The 15,353-nt window shown below is 69.5% G+C and carries 16 protein-coding genes and 1 tRNA gene; 13 read left to right on the top strand and 4 right to left on the bottom strand.

The window, feature by feature from the left end:
* The first annotated feature begins 2 nt into the window (after positions 1-2).
* The 8 genes from mftA (at position 3) to HUO13_RS14080 (ending at position 7,457) form a co-directional block, all read left to right on the top strand.
* Positions 3-113: a mycofactocin precursor MftA gene (gene mftA, locus HUO13_RS14115; protein ID WP_211901821.1), complete on the top strand. Its 111-nt coding sequence runs from the start codon at positions 3-5 to the stop codon at positions 111-113.
* A gap of 10 nt (positions 114-123) precedes the next feature.
* Positions 124-387: a mycofactocin biosynthesis chaperone MftB gene (gene mftB, locus HUO13_RS14110; protein WP_211901820.1), complete on the top strand. Its 264-nt coding sequence runs from the start codon at positions 124-126 to the stop codon at positions 385-387.
* Positions 388-417: 30 nt separating this feature from the next.
* On the top strand, positions 418-1,620 hold the full coding sequence (gene mftC, locus HUO13_RS14105; RefSeq protein ID WP_211901819.1) for a mycofactocin radical SAM maturase: 1,203 nt from the start codon (positions 418-420) through the stop codon (positions 1,618-1,620).
* Positions 1,621-1,734: 114 nt separating this feature from the next.
* Entirely contained in the window at positions 1,735-2,907 is a 1,173-nt protein-coding gene (gene mftD / locus HUO13_RS14100) for a pre-mycofactocin synthase MftD (RefSeq protein WP_211901818.1), read from the top strand.
* Positions 2,908-2,924: 17 nt separating this feature from the next.
* A complete protein-coding gene (locus HUO13_RS14095) occupies positions 2,925-3,713 on the top strand; it encodes a mycofactocin-coupled SDR family oxidoreductase (RefSeq protein ID WP_211901817.1) in 789 nt (262 codons plus the stop codon).
* Positions 3,714-3,808: 95 nt separating this feature from the next.
* Positions 3,809-5,095 (top strand): mycofactocin biosynthesis glycosyltransferase MftF, encoded by a 1,287-nt coding sequence (gene mftF / locus HUO13_RS14090; protein ID WP_249124783.1) that lies wholly within the window; start codon positions 3,809-3,811, stop codon positions 5,093-5,095.
* A complete protein-coding gene (gene mftE / locus HUO13_RS14085) occupies positions 5,017-5,763 on the top strand; it encodes a mycofactocin biosynthesis peptidyl-dipeptidase MftE (RefSeq protein ID WP_349253371.1) in 747 nt (248 codons plus the stop codon). The genes mftF and mftE overlap by 79 nt, the downstream gene beginning before the upstream one ends.
* Positions 5,764-6,086: 323 nt before the next feature.
* Positions 6,087-7,457, top strand: coding sequence for a recombinase family protein (locus tag HUO13_RS14080; RefSeq protein ID WP_249124782.1), 1,371 nt, complete (start codon positions 6,087-6,089; stop codon positions 7,455-7,457).
* A gap of 37 nt (positions 7,458-7,494) precedes the next feature.
* Here HUO13_RS14080 and HUO13_RS14075 read toward each other — a convergent pair.
* Positions 7,495-7,580, bottom strand: a tRNA-Leu gene (locus tag HUO13_RS14075).
* A 121-nt stretch (positions 7,581-7,701) separates the two neighbouring features.
* Here HUO13_RS14075 and HUO13_RS14070 point away from each other — a divergent pair.
* Both HUO13_RS14070 and HUO13_RS14065 read left to right on the top strand, forming a co-directional pair.
* Positions 7,702-9,057: a M20/M25/M40 family metallo-hydrolase gene (locus HUO13_RS14070; RefSeq protein ID WP_249124780.1), complete on the top strand. Its 1,356-nt coding sequence runs from the start codon at positions 7,702-7,704 to the stop codon at positions 9,055-9,057.
* A 100-nt stretch (positions 9,058-9,157) separates the two neighbouring features.
* Entirely contained in the window at positions 9,158-10,147 is a 990-nt protein-coding gene (locus tag HUO13_RS14065; protein ID WP_211901815.1) for a tyrosine-type recombinase/integrase, read from the top strand.
* Here the strand turns inward: HUO13_RS14065 and HUO13_RS14060 are convergent.
* Positions 10,108-10,791 (bottom strand): VOC family protein, encoded by a 684-nt coding sequence (locus HUO13_RS14060; RefSeq protein ID WP_211901814.1) that lies wholly within the window; start codon positions 10,789-10,791, stop codon positions 10,108-10,110. The genes HUO13_RS14065 and HUO13_RS14060 overlap by 40 nt on opposite strands.
* A gap of 108 nt (positions 10,792-10,899) precedes the next feature.
* Positions 10,900-11,250 carry a hypothetical protein gene (locus tag HUO13_RS14055; RefSeq protein WP_211901813.1) on the bottom strand — a complete coding sequence of 117 codons (351 nt, stop codon included), beginning with the start codon at positions 11,248-11,250 and terminating at the stop codon, positions 10,900-10,902.
* A gap of 68 nt (positions 11,251-11,318) precedes the next feature.
* Between HUO13_RS14055 and HUO13_RS14050 the strand changes: the two genes are divergently transcribed.
* The 3 genes from HUO13_RS14050 to HUO13_RS14040 all read left to right on the top strand — a co-directional run bounded on the left by HUO13_RS14050 (position 11,319) and on the right by HUO13_RS14040 (position 14,468).
* Entirely contained in the window at positions 11,319-12,128 is an 810-nt protein-coding gene (locus HUO13_RS14050; RefSeq protein ID WP_211901812.1) for a glycerophosphodiester phosphodiesterase, read from the top strand.
* Between the two features lie 104 nt (positions 12,129-12,232).
* A complete protein-coding gene (locus HUO13_RS14045; protein ID WP_211901811.1) occupies positions 12,233-13,639 on the top strand; it encodes an MFS transporter in 1,407 nt (468 codons plus the stop codon).
* 484 nt (positions 13,640-14,123) lie between these two features.
* Entirely contained in the window at positions 14,124-14,468 is a 345-nt protein-coding gene (locus HUO13_RS14040; protein WP_211901810.1) for an RNA polymerase-binding protein RbpA, read from the top strand.
* Positions 14,469-14,529: 61 nt separating this feature from the next.
* On the opposite strand, the gene HUO13_RS14035 is transcribed toward HUO13_RS14040, so the two are convergent.
* Complete coding sequence (locus tag HUO13_RS14035; protein ID WP_211901809.1) at positions 14,530-15,318, bottom strand: polyprenol monophosphomannose synthase; 789 nt, start codon at positions 15,316-15,318, stop codon at positions 14,530-14,532.
* Between the last annotated feature and the right edge of the window lie 35 nt (positions 15,319-15,353).

The raw sequence follows: 15,353 nt of genomic DNA, 5'->3' as shown, positions 1-15,353 counted from the left end.
CAATGAGTGAGCAGAGCACCACTGCGGTGCCGGAGACCGACGACGGACCGGCCGTCGAAGAAGAGCTCCTGGTCGAGGAGGTCTCCATCGACGGGATGTGCGGAGTCTACTGAGGACGCGGCGATGACCGATCTCGATGCGAGCCGCACCTACCGGTTGAACCCCCAGGTGGCATTGCGCCCCGAACCGTTCGGGGCTCTCGCGTACCACTTCGGCAACCGCCGGTTGTCGTTCCTGAAAGTTCCCGAGCTCGTGGACCTAGTTCGTCGCCTCGGCGAGTACCCGAGCGTCGAGGACGCGTTGGTCACCGTCCCGGAGAGCCGACGTGCCTCGTTTCGCAGCGCACTGGCCTCCCTCGCGGCGACCGAGATGATCGTGCCGGCCTGACACCGCGCAGTCGGAAGGAGAGAGTCGACGATGACCGCTGCGATCGGGTCTTCCCATGCGCCCGTGCCATCGCTGGTTAACCAGTTCAAGGAAGGTCTCGACGCGCCGATCTGCCTGACCTGGGAGTGGACGTACGCGTGCAATCTCGCGTGCGAGCACTGCCTGTCCTCCTCGGGGCGCCGGGACCCGTACGAACTGGACACCGCCGAGATGAAGGCCGTGATCGACGAACTGGACCGGATGCAGGTCTTCTACGTCAACGTCGGTGGCGGAGAACCCACAGTGCGGCCCGATTTCTGGGAACTGCTGGATTACGCCGTCGCCCACCGGGTGGGGGTGAAGTTCTCGACCAACGGCCTGCGCATCGACGACCGGCGCGCGGCACAGCTCGCGGCGATGGACTACGTGGACGTGCAGATCTCGTTGGACGGGGCCAGCCGAGAGGTCAACGACGCGGTGCGCGGACCCGGGTCGTACGACATGGCGCTGCGTGCCTTGGAAAGCCTCGCCTCGGCGGGGATGCGCGACTTCAAGATCTCCGTGGTGATGACCCGTCACAACGTCGCCCAACTCGATGACTTCAAGAGAGTCGCCGACCACTACGGCGCGCAGCTGCGGATCACGCGCCTGCGCCCGTCCGGTCGCGGTGCGGATGTGTGGGACGAGCTGCACCCCACCGCCGAACAACAGCACCAGATCTACTCGTGGCTGACCGCCCACGGACAGGACGTCCTGACCGGGGACTCGTTCTTCCACCTCAACGCCTTGGGATCCACACCACTGCCGGGACTCAACCTGTGCGGCGCGGGGCGCGTCGTGTGCCTCATCGACCCAATCGGGGACGTCTACGCGTGCCCCTTCGCGATCCACGATGCATTCAAGGCCGGCAACGTACGCGACCACGGCGGCTTCCAGCAAGTCTGGAGTGATTCGGAGTTGTTCAGCGACCTCCGGCGCCCGCAGTCGGCAGGGGCGTGCAGTTCCTGCGCGGCGTTCGACGCATGTCAGGGCGGCTGCATGGCGGCGAAGTTCTTCACCGGACTGCCGCTCGACGGCCCGGACCCCGAGTGCGTGATGGGGCATGGCGAGTCTGCGATGTCTGTTGTGGACCTATCCGGGCTTCCCCGACCGTCGAAAGACCATTCCCGCAGTGGACGCCGAACCGTGTCACTGGGCATGCCCGCTGTCCCGGCGAAGCCCTGCGACTCCAGTCCGCTTGCGAGCGGACTCTGATCACTCGGCGCACGAGCCGACGTCGTGCGGAGCCGCTCGTTGTACCGCGCGAGTCCGTTCCCACCCGAACACTCCTGCTCGGAACTCCGGGCAACGACAAGCCGAGGACCTCCCATGGCGAGTACGAAGCAATGGTTCGAAACCGTCGCCGAAGCGAGGGAGCGTGCCCGCAAGCGGCTTCCGAAGTCGGTCTACCTCGCTCTTCTGGCAGGGTCGGAGCGGGCTGTCACCCTCGACGACAACGCGAACGCCTTCGCCGAGCTGGGGTTCCTGCCGCGCATCGCCGACCTGCCCGCGAACCGGACGCAGACCACCCAGGTGCTCGGGCAGGAGCTGTCGCTCCCGGTGATCCTCTCCCCGACCGGCGTGCAGGCTGTGCACCCGGACGGCGAGGTTGCCGTGGCCCGCGCCGCAACGGCCTCGGGCACGGCGCTGGGACTGTCCTCGTTCGCCAGCAAGCCGATCGAGGATGTCGTCGCGGCCAACGAGAAGACCTTCTTCCAGGCCTACTGGTTGGGCGACACCGAGAGCATGCTGCGGCGGCTGGACCGCGCCAAGCGAGCCGGCGCCAAGGGCCTCATCGTCACCCTCGACTGGACCTTCGCCACCGCCCGGGACTGGGGCAGCCCACCGCTGCCCGAACGGGTCGACCTCAAGACCATGCTCAAGTTCGCACCCCAGGTGGCCACCCGCCCCCGCTGGCTGTTCGAATACCTGCGCGGAGGCTCCCTGCCTGACCTGACCACACCCAACCTCGCCGAGCCCGGTGAACCGGGGCCGCCGTTCTTCGGCGCCTACGGCGAATGGATGCAGACTCCGCCGCCGAGCTGGGACGACCTGGCCTGGCTGCGCGCCCAGTGGGACGGGCCGTTCCTGCTCAAAGGCATCACACACATCGACGACGCACGCCGGGCCGTGGACATCGGAGCCACCGCGATCTCGGTGTCCAACCACGGCGGCAACAACCTCGACAGCACCCCCGCGACGATCCGCGTACTCCCCGGCATCGCCGACGCCGTGGGAGACGACATCGAGGTCCTGCTCGACGGGGGCATCCGCCGGGGCAGCGACGTCGTCAAGGCCCTCGCGATGGGTGCCCGGGCCGTGCTCATCGGGCGCGCATACCTGTGGGGCATGGCCGCAGGCGGCGAGCGAGGCGTGCACAACGTGATCGAGATCCTGCGCAACGGCATCGACTCCGCGCTCCTCGGGCTCGGCAAGTCCTCCGTGCACGACCTCACCCGGGATGACCTCGTCATTTCTGACCGCTTCACCCGCGGACTATGACAGTCGGAGGCAATACCATGGGCGAACCGAGGTGCGCGGTCGTCACCGGTGCTGCGCGCGGAATCGGCGCGGCTGTGGTCGAACGACTTGTCCACAACGAATGGCGGGTCGTCGCCACCGACCTGTGCGGCGATATCCCCGGCGCACACTACCGGCTGGCGACAGAAGAACAACTGGTGTCGCTCGCCCGCCGCTGGCCCGAAACGGTGCGCGCCGTCCCAGCGGACGTGCGGGACCAGGAAGCGCTCCGCAACGCGGTCGCCGAAGCCGAGGCGGCGTTCGGCGGAGTGGACGCGGCCGTTGCCGCAGCGGCGGTCATCGCCGGAGGTAAACCGCTCTGGGAAACCCCGGACGTGGCTTGGGACGCCCTGTTCGAGGTGGGGGTCCGGGGCGTTGCCAACCTCGCCACCACGGCGGTGCCCGCGATGCTCCGGCGACCGGAACCCCGCTCCGGACGGTTCGTGGCACTGGCCTCGGCCGCGGCACACCGGGGTCTCTACCACCTCGCCGGATACAACGCGGCCAAGCACGCAGTCGTCGGCCTGGTCCGCGGGCTGGCGGCGGACCTGCGGGGCACCGGCATCACCGCGATGGCGGTCTCGCCCGGGTCGACCCGAACCGACATGCTGCAAGCCACCGCGGAGCTCTACGACCTGCCCAACGTCGAGGAGTTCAGCACCCACCAGTTCCTCGACCGGTTGCTGGAACCCGAGGAGGTCGCCGCCGCGGTGTGCTGGTTGTGCTCACCGGAGTCCTCGGCGCTCACCGGGACCGTCGTCCACGCGGACGGAGGTTTCACCGCATGACGGCCGTCAACGAATCGACGACCGGTGTCCGGGCGGTCCCACCGGGAACGCGGCTGGTCGCCGACCCGTCGCTGCGTCGGTTCGACGGCGGCCGGATGCTGCTCGGCGGTTCGCCACCCCGGCTCCTCACACTCAACGCCCGGGCCGCGGAATCCGTGCGGGGCTGGCTGAACGACGAGCCAGTGCCCGACGACCCGACAGCGGGAAGGCTCGCGCGACGGCTCCTCGACGCGGGTCTGGTGCACCCCCACCCCCCGGCCGGCGTTCACAGCAGCGCGGACGTGACGCTCGTCGTCCCGGTCAAGGACAACCCGGCAGGGACGGCCCAACTACTCGACGCGACGCGGGATCTGGCCCGACGCATCGTGGTCGACGACGGTTCCGCCGACCCGCTGCCGCGCGCTACGATCCGTCACGACCGCCCCCGCGGTGCCGCGGCAGCCCGCAACACCGGTTGGCGGCTCGCAAGCACCGAGCTCGTCGCATTCCTGGATTCCGACATCACACCGGAACCCGGCTGGCTGGAGGCGATCCTGCCGCAGTTCGGCGATCCGCAGGTCGTTGCCGTCGCACCACGAGTGCGTTCGCAGCGAACGGGGTGGTCGCCGGCGGAGCGCTACGAAGCTGACTTCTCCAGACTGGACATGGGGGACGGCCCGGCGCCCGTCCGGCCGTTGAGCCGGGTCTCCTACGTGCCCACCGCTGCTCTGGTCGTACGCAGGTCCGCCCTGGCCGATGTCGCCGGATTCGACGAAGAGCTGCGGTTCGGGGAGGACGTCGACCTGGTGTGGCGGCTGCTCGCGAGCGGCGGCACCGTGCGCTACGAGCCGACAGTCACCGTCTGGCACACGCCCCGCCGCACTCTGCGCGCCTGGCTGCGCCAGCGCTTCGACTACGGCACCTCTGCGGCACCGCTCTCCCACCGCCATTTCGGCGACCTCACCTGCGCCTTGCTGACGCGGTGGAACACCGTCGTGTGGTCGTTGGTCGCGGCGGGGAAGCCCTTGCCAGCTGTTGCGGTCGCTGCCGGGGACGCGATGCGGCTGGTTCGCGGGCTGGACGGCCTGCCCCCCAGGGAGGCGCTCGGCCTCGTAGCTCGTCGCCAGGTTGTGGTCGCCCGCATGGTCGCCGAGGCAATGCGGCGTGGGTGGTGGCCACTCGCGCTGCTCAGCCGGAACGGTCGCCGCCTCCTCTCCGCGAGCGTCGCGCTGAAGATCTGGGACGTGACGCGCGCCCGTCGCAAAGTCGATCCGGCCGCGCAGTTGCTCGCCCTCGCCGACGATCTCGCCTACAGCGCCGGGGTGTGGGCTGGCTGCTTCCGCCACCGAACGCTCGCGCCGCTCATCCCGCGAATTGTCGACGAGGCGCGGACGCTGCGATGAACCTGGCATCCATGTGCTGGCCCCAGCTCCACTCCGCGCGCTTTCTCTTGGCAGTGCCGCTCGGCGCCACCGAGCAGCACGGCCCGCACCTGCCGCTGGACACTGACACCGCGATCGCTGAAGAACTGTGCCGCCGACTGGCAGAACGGCGCCCGGACGTCCTGGTGGCACCTGCTCTACCATACGGCTCCAGCGGTGAGCACGCCGCCTTCCCCGGCACGCTCTCGATCGGTCAGACGGCGGTCGAACTCGTGCTCACCGAACTCGTCCGCTCCGCTGACGCATTCACCGGCGTCATCATCGTCAACGGCCACGGCGGCAACCTCGAACCTGTCCGCGCTGCCATGCGAACGCTCCACGGCGAAGGACGCCGCGCGCTCACCTGGACGCCGGACGGACCCGCCGACGACTCCCACGCCGGGCGCACGGAAACCTCTGCCATGCTGCACATGCACCCCGATCAGGTAGACCACGCCGCGGCCGAACCGGGTACCACCGCCCCGCTACCTCAACTGATGCGACTACTCCGTGCCGGCGGAGTGGCCGCGGTCAGCCCCAACGGCGTCCTCGGCGACCCGACCGGCGCCACCGCGGAGCAAGGGACGGTACTCCTCGATCGATGGACCGACCAACTCGTGGCCGCAGTCGAGCAGTGGCACCGCCGCTGACAGTCAGAGCGGGCCCGTACGTCCCCACGAGCAGAGGGTATCGCGCCCTCGCAGTCGAACTTCCCATCTCAGCAGTCTCAAAGCGGATGCCTCGGCGCGGCTAGCGCTACCTACCGTTTGCCGGGTCACAGCGACGCACATGCACGGAACCAGGCCGCCCCTGGTTACGGCGTCTCGTCGGCACCCGTAGGACGCCCGCGGGATTCACCAACTCGTGCACTACTGGCTGCTGAACTGAACGGGTGGTAACAGCGTTCACGGCGTCACCGGCCGCTGCTCGCCTCGTCTCGCCCGAAATGGTCTAACACGCGAGGTTGATCAGCATGACTCCGATCCGTGAGCGTCCCTCTCTCAATTCACTTGCCGGCTGGGCCGTGCACGCCCGTCGCCGCACCGCACAGCATGCGCCCAGCGGTGACAGCAACGGGATGCGTTTCGCCTTTTACGGCCGCACGTCCACACGCCGCCACCAGCACCGCGCCACTTCCGCGGCCTGGCAACGCGAAGCCGCCGAACACACCATCACCGGCCATGGCACCATCGTCGCCAAGTACTTCGACACCGGCTGCTCCCGACGCTTACCGTGGGCCCGGCGTCCCCGAGCTGCCGCGCTCTTGGCCGCACTCGACAACCCAGACCGTGCGTTCGAGGCGATCGTGGTCGGTGAGTACGAACGAGCCTTCACCGGCAACCAGTTCGCCCACCTGCTCCCGCTCCTCGAACGCCACGGTATGCAACTGTGGCTCCCCGAAGCCGCCGGCCCGTTTCACGCCGACAACCCGAACCACCAGGCCCTGATGACCATGCTCGGTGCCCAGTCCCACCGCGAGGTGCTCCGGGCTCGACACCGGGTCCTGGCCGCGATGCGCACCCAGACCCACGACCAAGGCCGCTACCTCGGCGGCCGACCACCCTACGGATACCGGCTCGTCGACGCCGGACCACACCCCAACCAAGCACACGCGCGCTGGGGCCGCCGACTGCAACGCCTCGAACCGGACCCAGCCTCGGCCCCACACGTGCGCTGGATGTTCACCCAACGCCTCAAGGGCATAAGCCTCGCCGCGCTCGCCCGGACACTCAACGACCTGCACGTCCCCTGCCCATCCGGCCTCGACCGCGACCGCAATCCACACCGCTCCGCCCAGGGCTGGCAAGTACCGACCGTGGTGTCAATCCTGGCCAACCCCCGCTACACCGGACGCCGAGTCTGGAACCGCCAACACACTCAAAGCGCACAAGAACAAGACTTGCCCCTGCAGTTATGGAGCGCCCCGCAGGAATGGGTGATCTCGAAACACCTCACCCACCCGGCATTGGTCAGCGAAGCCGACTTCATCGCCGCCCAACACATCCGCGCCGCCCGCTCCCCCAACGACGGCGCCACCCGCACCTACCTGCTGGCCGGACTCGTGCGGTGCGGACTCTGCCAGCGCCGCATGGACTCACACTGGGCCAACCACCGACCCGGCTACCGATGCCGCCACGGCCACACCAGCAGCCGACACCGCTCCCCCGACCAGCCCAAGAACCTCTACGCCCGCGAAGACCACCTACTGGCCCAGCTCAGCACCCACGTCGCCGGCCTCGCCCGCAATACTGCGCCCGAAGAGCTCGCGCAGTACCTGCGAGACCACGACCTGGTCATCGTCTATGACAAGAAAGGCCCGATCGTGACCACCGACCGAGCCTGACCAGCGGCGACACCGCCGCACATATGGGGTAATTCCGTGTCCGAGGGGGGACTTGAACCCCCACGCCCATTAATAGGGCACTAGCACCTCAAGCTAGCGCGTCTGCCATTCCGCCACTCGGACGCCTCGGGCCCGCCCTTCACTTCCGGGCGGCCCCGCTGTGTTGTGTACATAAGATTAGCCGATCGCTCAGTGGCCTCCCAACCCACCCCCCTCTGCGCCACCCGGGTGGTAGAAAAGCCTGGTGAGTGAGCACATCGATCCCACTTCCGGCAGCGGCGACGACCCAGGGCTCAGGCAGGCCGAGGACGAGGTCGTCAGCCTCGCCAGCGATCTCATCCGCATCGACACGACCAACACCGGAGACCCCGCCACGCTGGTCGGCGAGCGCGCGGCCGCCGAGTACGTGGCGGCCAAGCTCAGCGAGGTTGGCTACGAGACGACCTACGTCGAGTCCGGCGACCATCCCGGCCGGGGCAACGTCATCGCCCGGCTTCCCGGCGCCGACAGCGACCGCGGTGGGCTGCTCGTGCACGGTCACCTCGACGTCGTGCCCGCCGACCCCGCAGAGTGGTCGGTGCACCCGTTCTCGGGCGCGGTGCAGGACGGCTACGTGTGGGGCCGCGGCGCGGTCGACATGAAGGACATGCTCGCCATGAGCCTGGCAGTGGCCCGCAGGCTCAAGCGGGACGGCATCACCCCGCCCCGCGACATCGTCTTCGCGTTCCTCGCCGACGAGGAGGCCGGCAGCTTCCACGGCGCGCAGTGGCTGGCCGACCACCGCCCGGAGCTGTTCGAGGGCTGCACTGAGGCGATCAGCGAGGTCGGCGGCTTCTCCGTCACGCTCAAGGACGGCGTGCGCACCTACCTGGTCCAAACCGCCGAGAAGGGCATCCGGTGGCTGAAGCTGCGGGTGCGCGCCCGCGCTGGCCACGGCTCGATGGTCCACGACGACAACGCGGTGACCAAGCTTTCCACCGCCGTCTCCAAGCTCGGCCAGCACCGGTTCCCGCTGGTGCTCACCGACTCGGTCCGCGAGTTCCTCGACGGTGTCACCGAGCTGACCGGCTGGGACTTCCCCGACGACGACATCGACGGTTCGGTCGCCAAGCTCGGCAACCTGTCCCGGATCGTGGGTGCGACGCTGCGCGACACCGCGAACCCGACGATGCTCACCGCCGGTTACAAGCACAACGTGATCCCTTCGGTGGCCGAGGCGGCCGTGGACTGCCGGATCCTGCCGGGCCGCGAGGAGGCTTTCGACCGCGAGCTGGCCGAATTGCTCGGTCCGGACGTGGAGCGCGAGTGGGTGGGTCTGCCGCCGGTCGAAACGAAGTTCGAAGGCCGGATCGTCGATAACATGACCGCTGCGCTGATCGCCGAGGACCCGGGTGCGCGGACGCTGCCGTACATGATGTCCGGCGGCACCGACGCCAAGTCGTTCAGCAGGCTCGGCATGAACTGCTTCGGCTTCGTCCCGCTGAAGCTGCCCGCCGACCTTGACTTCGCCGCGCTGTTCCACGGCGTGGACGAGCGCGTGCCGGTCGAGTCGCTGCGCTTCGGCACCCGCGTGCTGGACCGCTTCATCCGCAACTCCTGACCGACCGCGGCGGCTCGGCGCGCACGCCGGTCGCCCGTTCGATCTGTCGGGGCCGTCTGGTTCGATCGGCCCGCGGAGTTGATCAACGGGAGGTGCGGCTGTGCCACGGCAGGAAGACGCGTCGGTTGCGCACTGGATCGAGGTGTACCTGGAGCATCTGCAGGCCAGGAAGCTCGCCGCGAACTCCCTGCGCGCCTACCGCCTCGACCTGACGGCCGTGGCCGGTGAGCTGGCCGAGCTCACCGGCCGCGGCACCGCCGATCTGCCGGTCGACGAGCTGACGACGTCGGTGCTGCGTTCGGCCTTCGCCCGGCACGCCGCGGCGCGCTCGGCGTCGTCGGTCACCCGCACGTGGTCGACGTGGAACGGCTTCTTCGGATTCCTGGTCGTGGAGGGCGTCGTCGGCGGCAACCCGATGCAGGTCATCCCCAAGCCCCGCACCTCGCCGGCCACCCCGAAGCCGCTGCAGGGCGAGGACACGCCCGAACGCCTGCTGCGCACGGTGTCGGCGGGCGTGCGTCGCGCCCGCAACCCCTGGCCGGAGCGCGACCTCGCGGTGCTCGCCACGCTGCTGTGCACGGGTGTGCGCTCAGCGGAACTGCTCGACCTGAGGGTGGGGTCGCTGGCCGGTCGCGCGGGCGATCGCAGGCTCCACGTGCGCGGCAAGGGCGGCAAGAACCGCTCCATCCCGATCGAGGACGCCCTCGACACCGTGATCCAGAACTACATGGCGACGCGCCGCGCCCGCTTCGGCGACCGCCTGCCCGGATCGGACCCGCTGTTCGTCGACCACCGCGAGGAGCCGTTGCGACGCGGCGGGCTGCAGTACCTGGTGCGCCAGTCGCTCCGCGCGGCGGGAGTGTCCGACCGGGTCCAGCGCGGTGCGATGGTCCACGCGTTGCGGCACACCTTCGCCACCCGGCTGGCCGAGGACGGGGCAAGCGCCGCGGAGATCGCCAAGCTGCTCGGCCACGCCTCGATCAACTCCAGCCAGACCTACATCGACGTGACCGCGCGGGAGCAGCGGCTGTCGGTGCGCGCGAACCGCACTCACCGCGTGCTCGGCGAGCTGTCCTCCCCGGAGTGCTGACCGCCCCACCGCTCACCGGTGCCGGCCAGGGCGCTCACCACGCCGACCGGGTCGCGGAACACCACCGTGTCGCCGAGCAGCGGGTGCCGCGCCCAGTCGACGACGGTGCCGCCGAGCTCGATCACCCGGTTGCCCGCCACGTCGATGTCCTCGACCGCGAAGTAGCACAGCCAGCCCCACCGGCCATCGACCTGGCGCCCGGTCCGTCCGGCGACCGCGCGCCCACCGACGGCGTACACCGCGTCCGAGACCGTCCAGTTCAACGTCTCGGTCCAGAATCCGTCCGCGCGCTCGGCCTCGGCCGCGAACAGCTCGACCCAGCACGGCTCCCCCGGCCGCGGTCCGGGAGCCCAGGGGCCGTGCTGCGCGCGCCCCCTGGTCATCCCCGCGCTCGCGTCGTCGGGCCCGGTCAGCGACCCGTCGTGCTGGCCCCCGGCGAACACGACCCGCAGCTCGGTCGCCTCCCCCGCCTTCCTGCCGCGCACCGACGCACACCTGCGGTTGCCTATCCAGCAGTCGAACCCGGCACCGGTCTGCATCGGCATCCAACCCAGCAATGCCTCGTGGAACGTCATCGAGGCGAGCGGGTCGGCGGTGATCAGTTCGGCGCGGCGCAGTCCACGGGCCGCAGGGTTCAAGCGCACGACATCGATTCCTCACGCCGGTCGGGGCGGGCTCGGGCGTACATCCTGACCCCGCGACCGGGAGGTGACAATGCTCGGTTCGATCTCAAATCGGCGACGTGACCACTCTCACCGGAGTCTTTCCAGCTCAACGGCCACGTCCACGACCTGCGCGGCCATCTTGCGAAGCTCCTCCGACGAGGCCCCGTCCTCGGCCGCGGTGACGACGTCCTCGGCGGCGCAGCGCAGCTGGAACAGGCGGTCCTGCAGGTTGGCCAGCTCCGTGGCCGACAGCACGACCGCGTCTTCCGGGAGGCCGCCGCGCTGCACGGCGGTCCGGCGCTCGTAGGCGCGCTGCCTGCACGACTGGGCGCAGTACATCCTCGGACGGCCTTGCCTGCCCGCCTCCGGTATGCGCCGCCCGCACCAGGCGCAGTGTCGGATCGCGCGCGGACGTGCGGTCTCGTGCAGGGGCTCCACGGCCGACAACGCTAACCGGCACCCCCGCGAGCGCGGTGCCGCCACGCCGATCCGGCACAGTGGGGGCCGTGACGCACCCTTTCCTTCAAGGACCATGGCCGCGGGCCTTCGCCCACCGCGGATGGCACATCGGGGAACTGCACGACATGGAGAACTCGCTCAGCGCGTTCCAGCGTGCCGCCGAGGAGGGCTTCCACTACATCGAGACCGACGTGCACGCCACCGCCGACGGCGTGGTGGTCGTGCACCACGACGCCACGCTCGACCGCACGACCGACGGTCGCGGCGCGATCCGGCGTCTGCCCTGGTCGGCGGTCGGTTCAGCGCTGATCGGCGGCCGCGAACCGGTGAGCAGGCTCGACGACGTGCTCGAGGAGCTGCCGCACACCTTCTTCAACATCGACGTCAAGGCCGACTCCGCGGTGCAGCCCGTCCTCGACGCGATCCGCGCCCACGACGCGTGGGACCGGGTCTGCCTGGCCGCGTTCGACGACCGGCGGATCGACGCCCTGCGACGCCGCGCCGACGACCGGCTGCTGACCTCCATGGGGCAGCGCGCCGCGACCTTCCTCTGGGTCGCCTCCCGCTGGGGCGGCTGGCCGATGCGTCCGCGGATCAACGGGTGCGCGGCGCAGGTGCCGCCGCACCACGGCCGGGTGCACGTGGTGGACCCGCGTTTCGTCCGCGCCGCGCACAAGTGGGGATTCGAGGTTCACACCTGGACCGTCGACGACGCGGCGACCATGGAAGCGCTGCTCGACATCGGGGTGGACGGCGTGGTCACCGACCGCCCGGACGTGCTGCGCGAGGTGTTGCGGGCGCGGGACCAGTTCCCGGCGGAGGTCGAGGACCGGCTCTCCGATTCCGGACCCGCTTGAGTGGAAATACGCATTGTCAGCGCGTGATCCTTCTCCGTCCTGAGTGAGCCAGTACAGTCCGGTTACCCCCGAACAGGTGAGCACGGGCTGGAGGGACCGAACGGATGAGCGTGATGGACAGCGAGCTCGCACCGGACGCCGCGGGGCGGCGCCGGGAACAGCGGGGTTGGTGCTGGTACGACTGGGCCAACTCGGTGTTCCCGACCTCGGTGACGACGGTATTCCTCTCGCTGTACCTGACCTCCGTGGCCACCGAGTCCGCCCGCGCCGATGTCGCGCGCAACGGAGTCAACGCCTGCCCCGGGGACAACGCCCTGCAGCGGTGCGACATCTCGTTGCTGGGGCTGTCCTTCCCGGCGGGATCGCTCTGGGGCTACCTGCTGTCGGTGGCGACCGTGGTGCAGGTGCTGGTCCTGCCGATCACCGGCGCGATCGCCGACCGGACTCAGAACAAGCGCGCGATGCTCGCGTCGTTCGCCTTCGGCGGCGCGCTGGCCACCGCGATGCTCGCACTGGTCGCGGGAAGCAACTGGCAGTTCGGCGTCGCGATGTTCATCGCGGCCAACATCTGCTTCGGGGCGTCGGTCGTCGTCTACTACTCGTTCCTGCCCGAGATCGCCGACGCCGATGAGCGGGACCAGCTTTCCTCACGCGGATGGGCGTTCGGCTACCTGGGCGGCGGTCTCGCGCTCGGTTTGCACCTGGTGCTCTACCTCGGCCACGACGCCGTGGGGCTGAGCACCGAGACCGCGGTGCGCCTGGTGTTCGTCTCCTCCGGCGTCTGGTGGGCGGCGTTCACGCTCCTGCCGCTCGCGGCGCTGCGCCGGCACCGTCGGCCGGAGGGAACCGAGCGCGGGGCGTCTGCGCTCACGGCCGGCTTCAAGCAACTCGCCTCGACCGTGAAGGGGGCGCGGCATTTCCCGCTGACCCTCGGCTTCCTGGGCGCCTACATGGTCTACACCGACGGCATCGCCACGGTGGCCAACGTCTCGGCGCAGTACGGCAGCCTGGAACTGAAGCTCCCGCAGGACTCGCTGATCATCACGCTGCTGATCGTGCAGTTCATCGCGTTCGTCGGCGGCGTGCTGCACGGCAGGGCGGCCCGGCGGTTCGGCGCCAAGAAGACGATCATGGTCAGCCTGGTGTGCTGGATCCTGGTGCTCGGCGCCGCGTACTTCGTGCAGGCCGGGCAGGCGCTGCAGTTCTACGGCCTGGCGGTCGGGATCGGCCTGGTGCTCGGCGGCACCAACGCGTTGTCGCGCTCGCTTTTCAGCCAGATGGTCCCGGAGGGCAAGGAGGCGGAGTACTTCTCGCTCTACGAGGTCGGCGAGCGCTCGACCTCGTGGCTGGGCCCGCTGGTGTTCGCGGGTGTGGGGCAGGCGACCGGGTCGTTCCGGCTGGCCATCATCTCGCTCGTGGTGTTCTTCGCCATCGGCCTGGTCCTGGTCGCGCTGGTTCCGGTGCGCCGGGCGATCGAGGCGGTCGGCAACCGGCCGCCGGCCGTGCTGTGAGAACTTCGTTGTGTACTTACGGTAACCGTTTGGTCGCACTCTGGAATCGAAAGTGCATTGCTCCAAGCCAGTGACGACGTCCGCCGCGGTGGCCCCGGGAACGGAATATGCCGGTACACAGCGTCGTGACAGACTGGAACCCAATGTGGCTACATTCCGTTATCGATTCGCGCGTCAAGACTACAGGCGGGTGTCGTGATCTCCGTCCCACTCTCCCGCCTTCACCCCCACCTCGCGTGGCTTGAGTGACTCTTCATCTGGCACTATCACCCGTTCGAACGCACCTATAGATTGTCAGGGGGATAACGCGTCACGAACGCGGACCGACTGCATCTCTAGGGGTGCAGCTTTCGTTGACGGGTGAAGAACGTCACCGACGGCGACCAGAAGACCTACGCCGGGAACAGATGACGGGACCGCCGTCGTTGCACTCGGTGAGCACAACCGCCCGGGCTCCCACCGGGCCGAAGTGAAAGGAACCGTCATGGCCGATCGCGTTCTGCGTGGCAGCCGGCTCGGAGCGGTCAGCTACGAGACCGACCGTAACCACGACCTCGCACCGCGCCGGACGGTGCGCTACGCCTGCACCAAGGACCACGAGTTCGAGGTGCCGTTCTCCGACGACGCCGAAATCCCCCCGACTTGGGAGTGCCGCCTGCACGGCACCGAGTCGAAGATCATCGACGGCAGCGAGCCGGAGCAGAAGAAGGCCAAGCCGCCGCGCACCCACTGGGACATGCTGCTCGAGCGCCGCAGCATCCCCGAACTGGAGGAGCTGCTCAACGAGCGGCTCGAGATGCTGCGCGGCCGCCGCAGCCACTCCGCCTGAGCGAGAGCACGGCATTGCCGGCGCCTGGGCCCCGTCGGGGTGCCCAGGCGCTTTTCCGCGTTCAGCGCAAGGTCCGCCGCAGCAGGTCCAGCGCCTGACCGCCTCGGCGGCGCACCCCCCACTCGGTCACGCGCAGCAACGCCTCGCGCACGACCGAGCCGCTCATCTTCGACTCGCCGACCTCGCGCTCGATGAAGGTGATCGGGGCCTCCACCACGGTGCAGCCCGCCTTCACCGCGCGCCACGTCAGGTCCACCTGGAAGCAGTAGCCCGCCGACTCCACGCCGCGCAGGTCGAGCTTCTCCAGCACCTCGCGGCGGTACACGCGGTAGCCGGCGGTGATGTCGTTGATCGAGAGCCCCAGGGCGAGCTTGGAGTAGAGGTTCGCGCCCCGCGACAGCGCCTCGCGGTGCCAGGGCCAGTTGACCACGCGCCCACCCGGCACGTAGCGGGATCCGATCACCACGTCGGCGCCGGTGGCCAGCGCCGCGAACAGCCGGGGCAGCTCCTCCGGGGAGTGCGAGCCGTCGGCGTCCATCTCTATGACGGCCTCGTAGTCGCGCTGCAGCGCCCACTCGAACCCGGCGACGTAGGCAGCGCCGAGACCCGCCTTCTGCGTCCGGTGCATCACGTGCACCCGCTCGTCGTCCGCGGCGATCCGGTCGGCGACCTCACCCGTTCCGTCTGGACTGCCGTCGTCGACGACCAGCACGTGCACCTGCGGCAGCGCGGTCAGCAAGCGGTCCACGATGGGGCCCAGGTTGTCCCGCTCGTTGTAGGTGGGGATCACCACCACTGCCGAGCCGGGACTCCCCGCCGGGCCGTCGAGGGGGTCTTGCCGCTTCGCCATCCATTCCTCCTTGCCGACGCCGGGACGCGTCGGCA

Source organism: Saccharopolyspora erythraea, from assembly GCF_018141105.1.
GTDB classification, from domain to species: Bacteria; Actinomycetota; Actinomycetes; order Mycobacteriales; family Pseudonocardiaceae; genus Saccharopolyspora_D; species Saccharopolyspora_D erythraea_A.
This window is presented reverse-complemented; position numbering and strand designations above follow the sequence as displayed.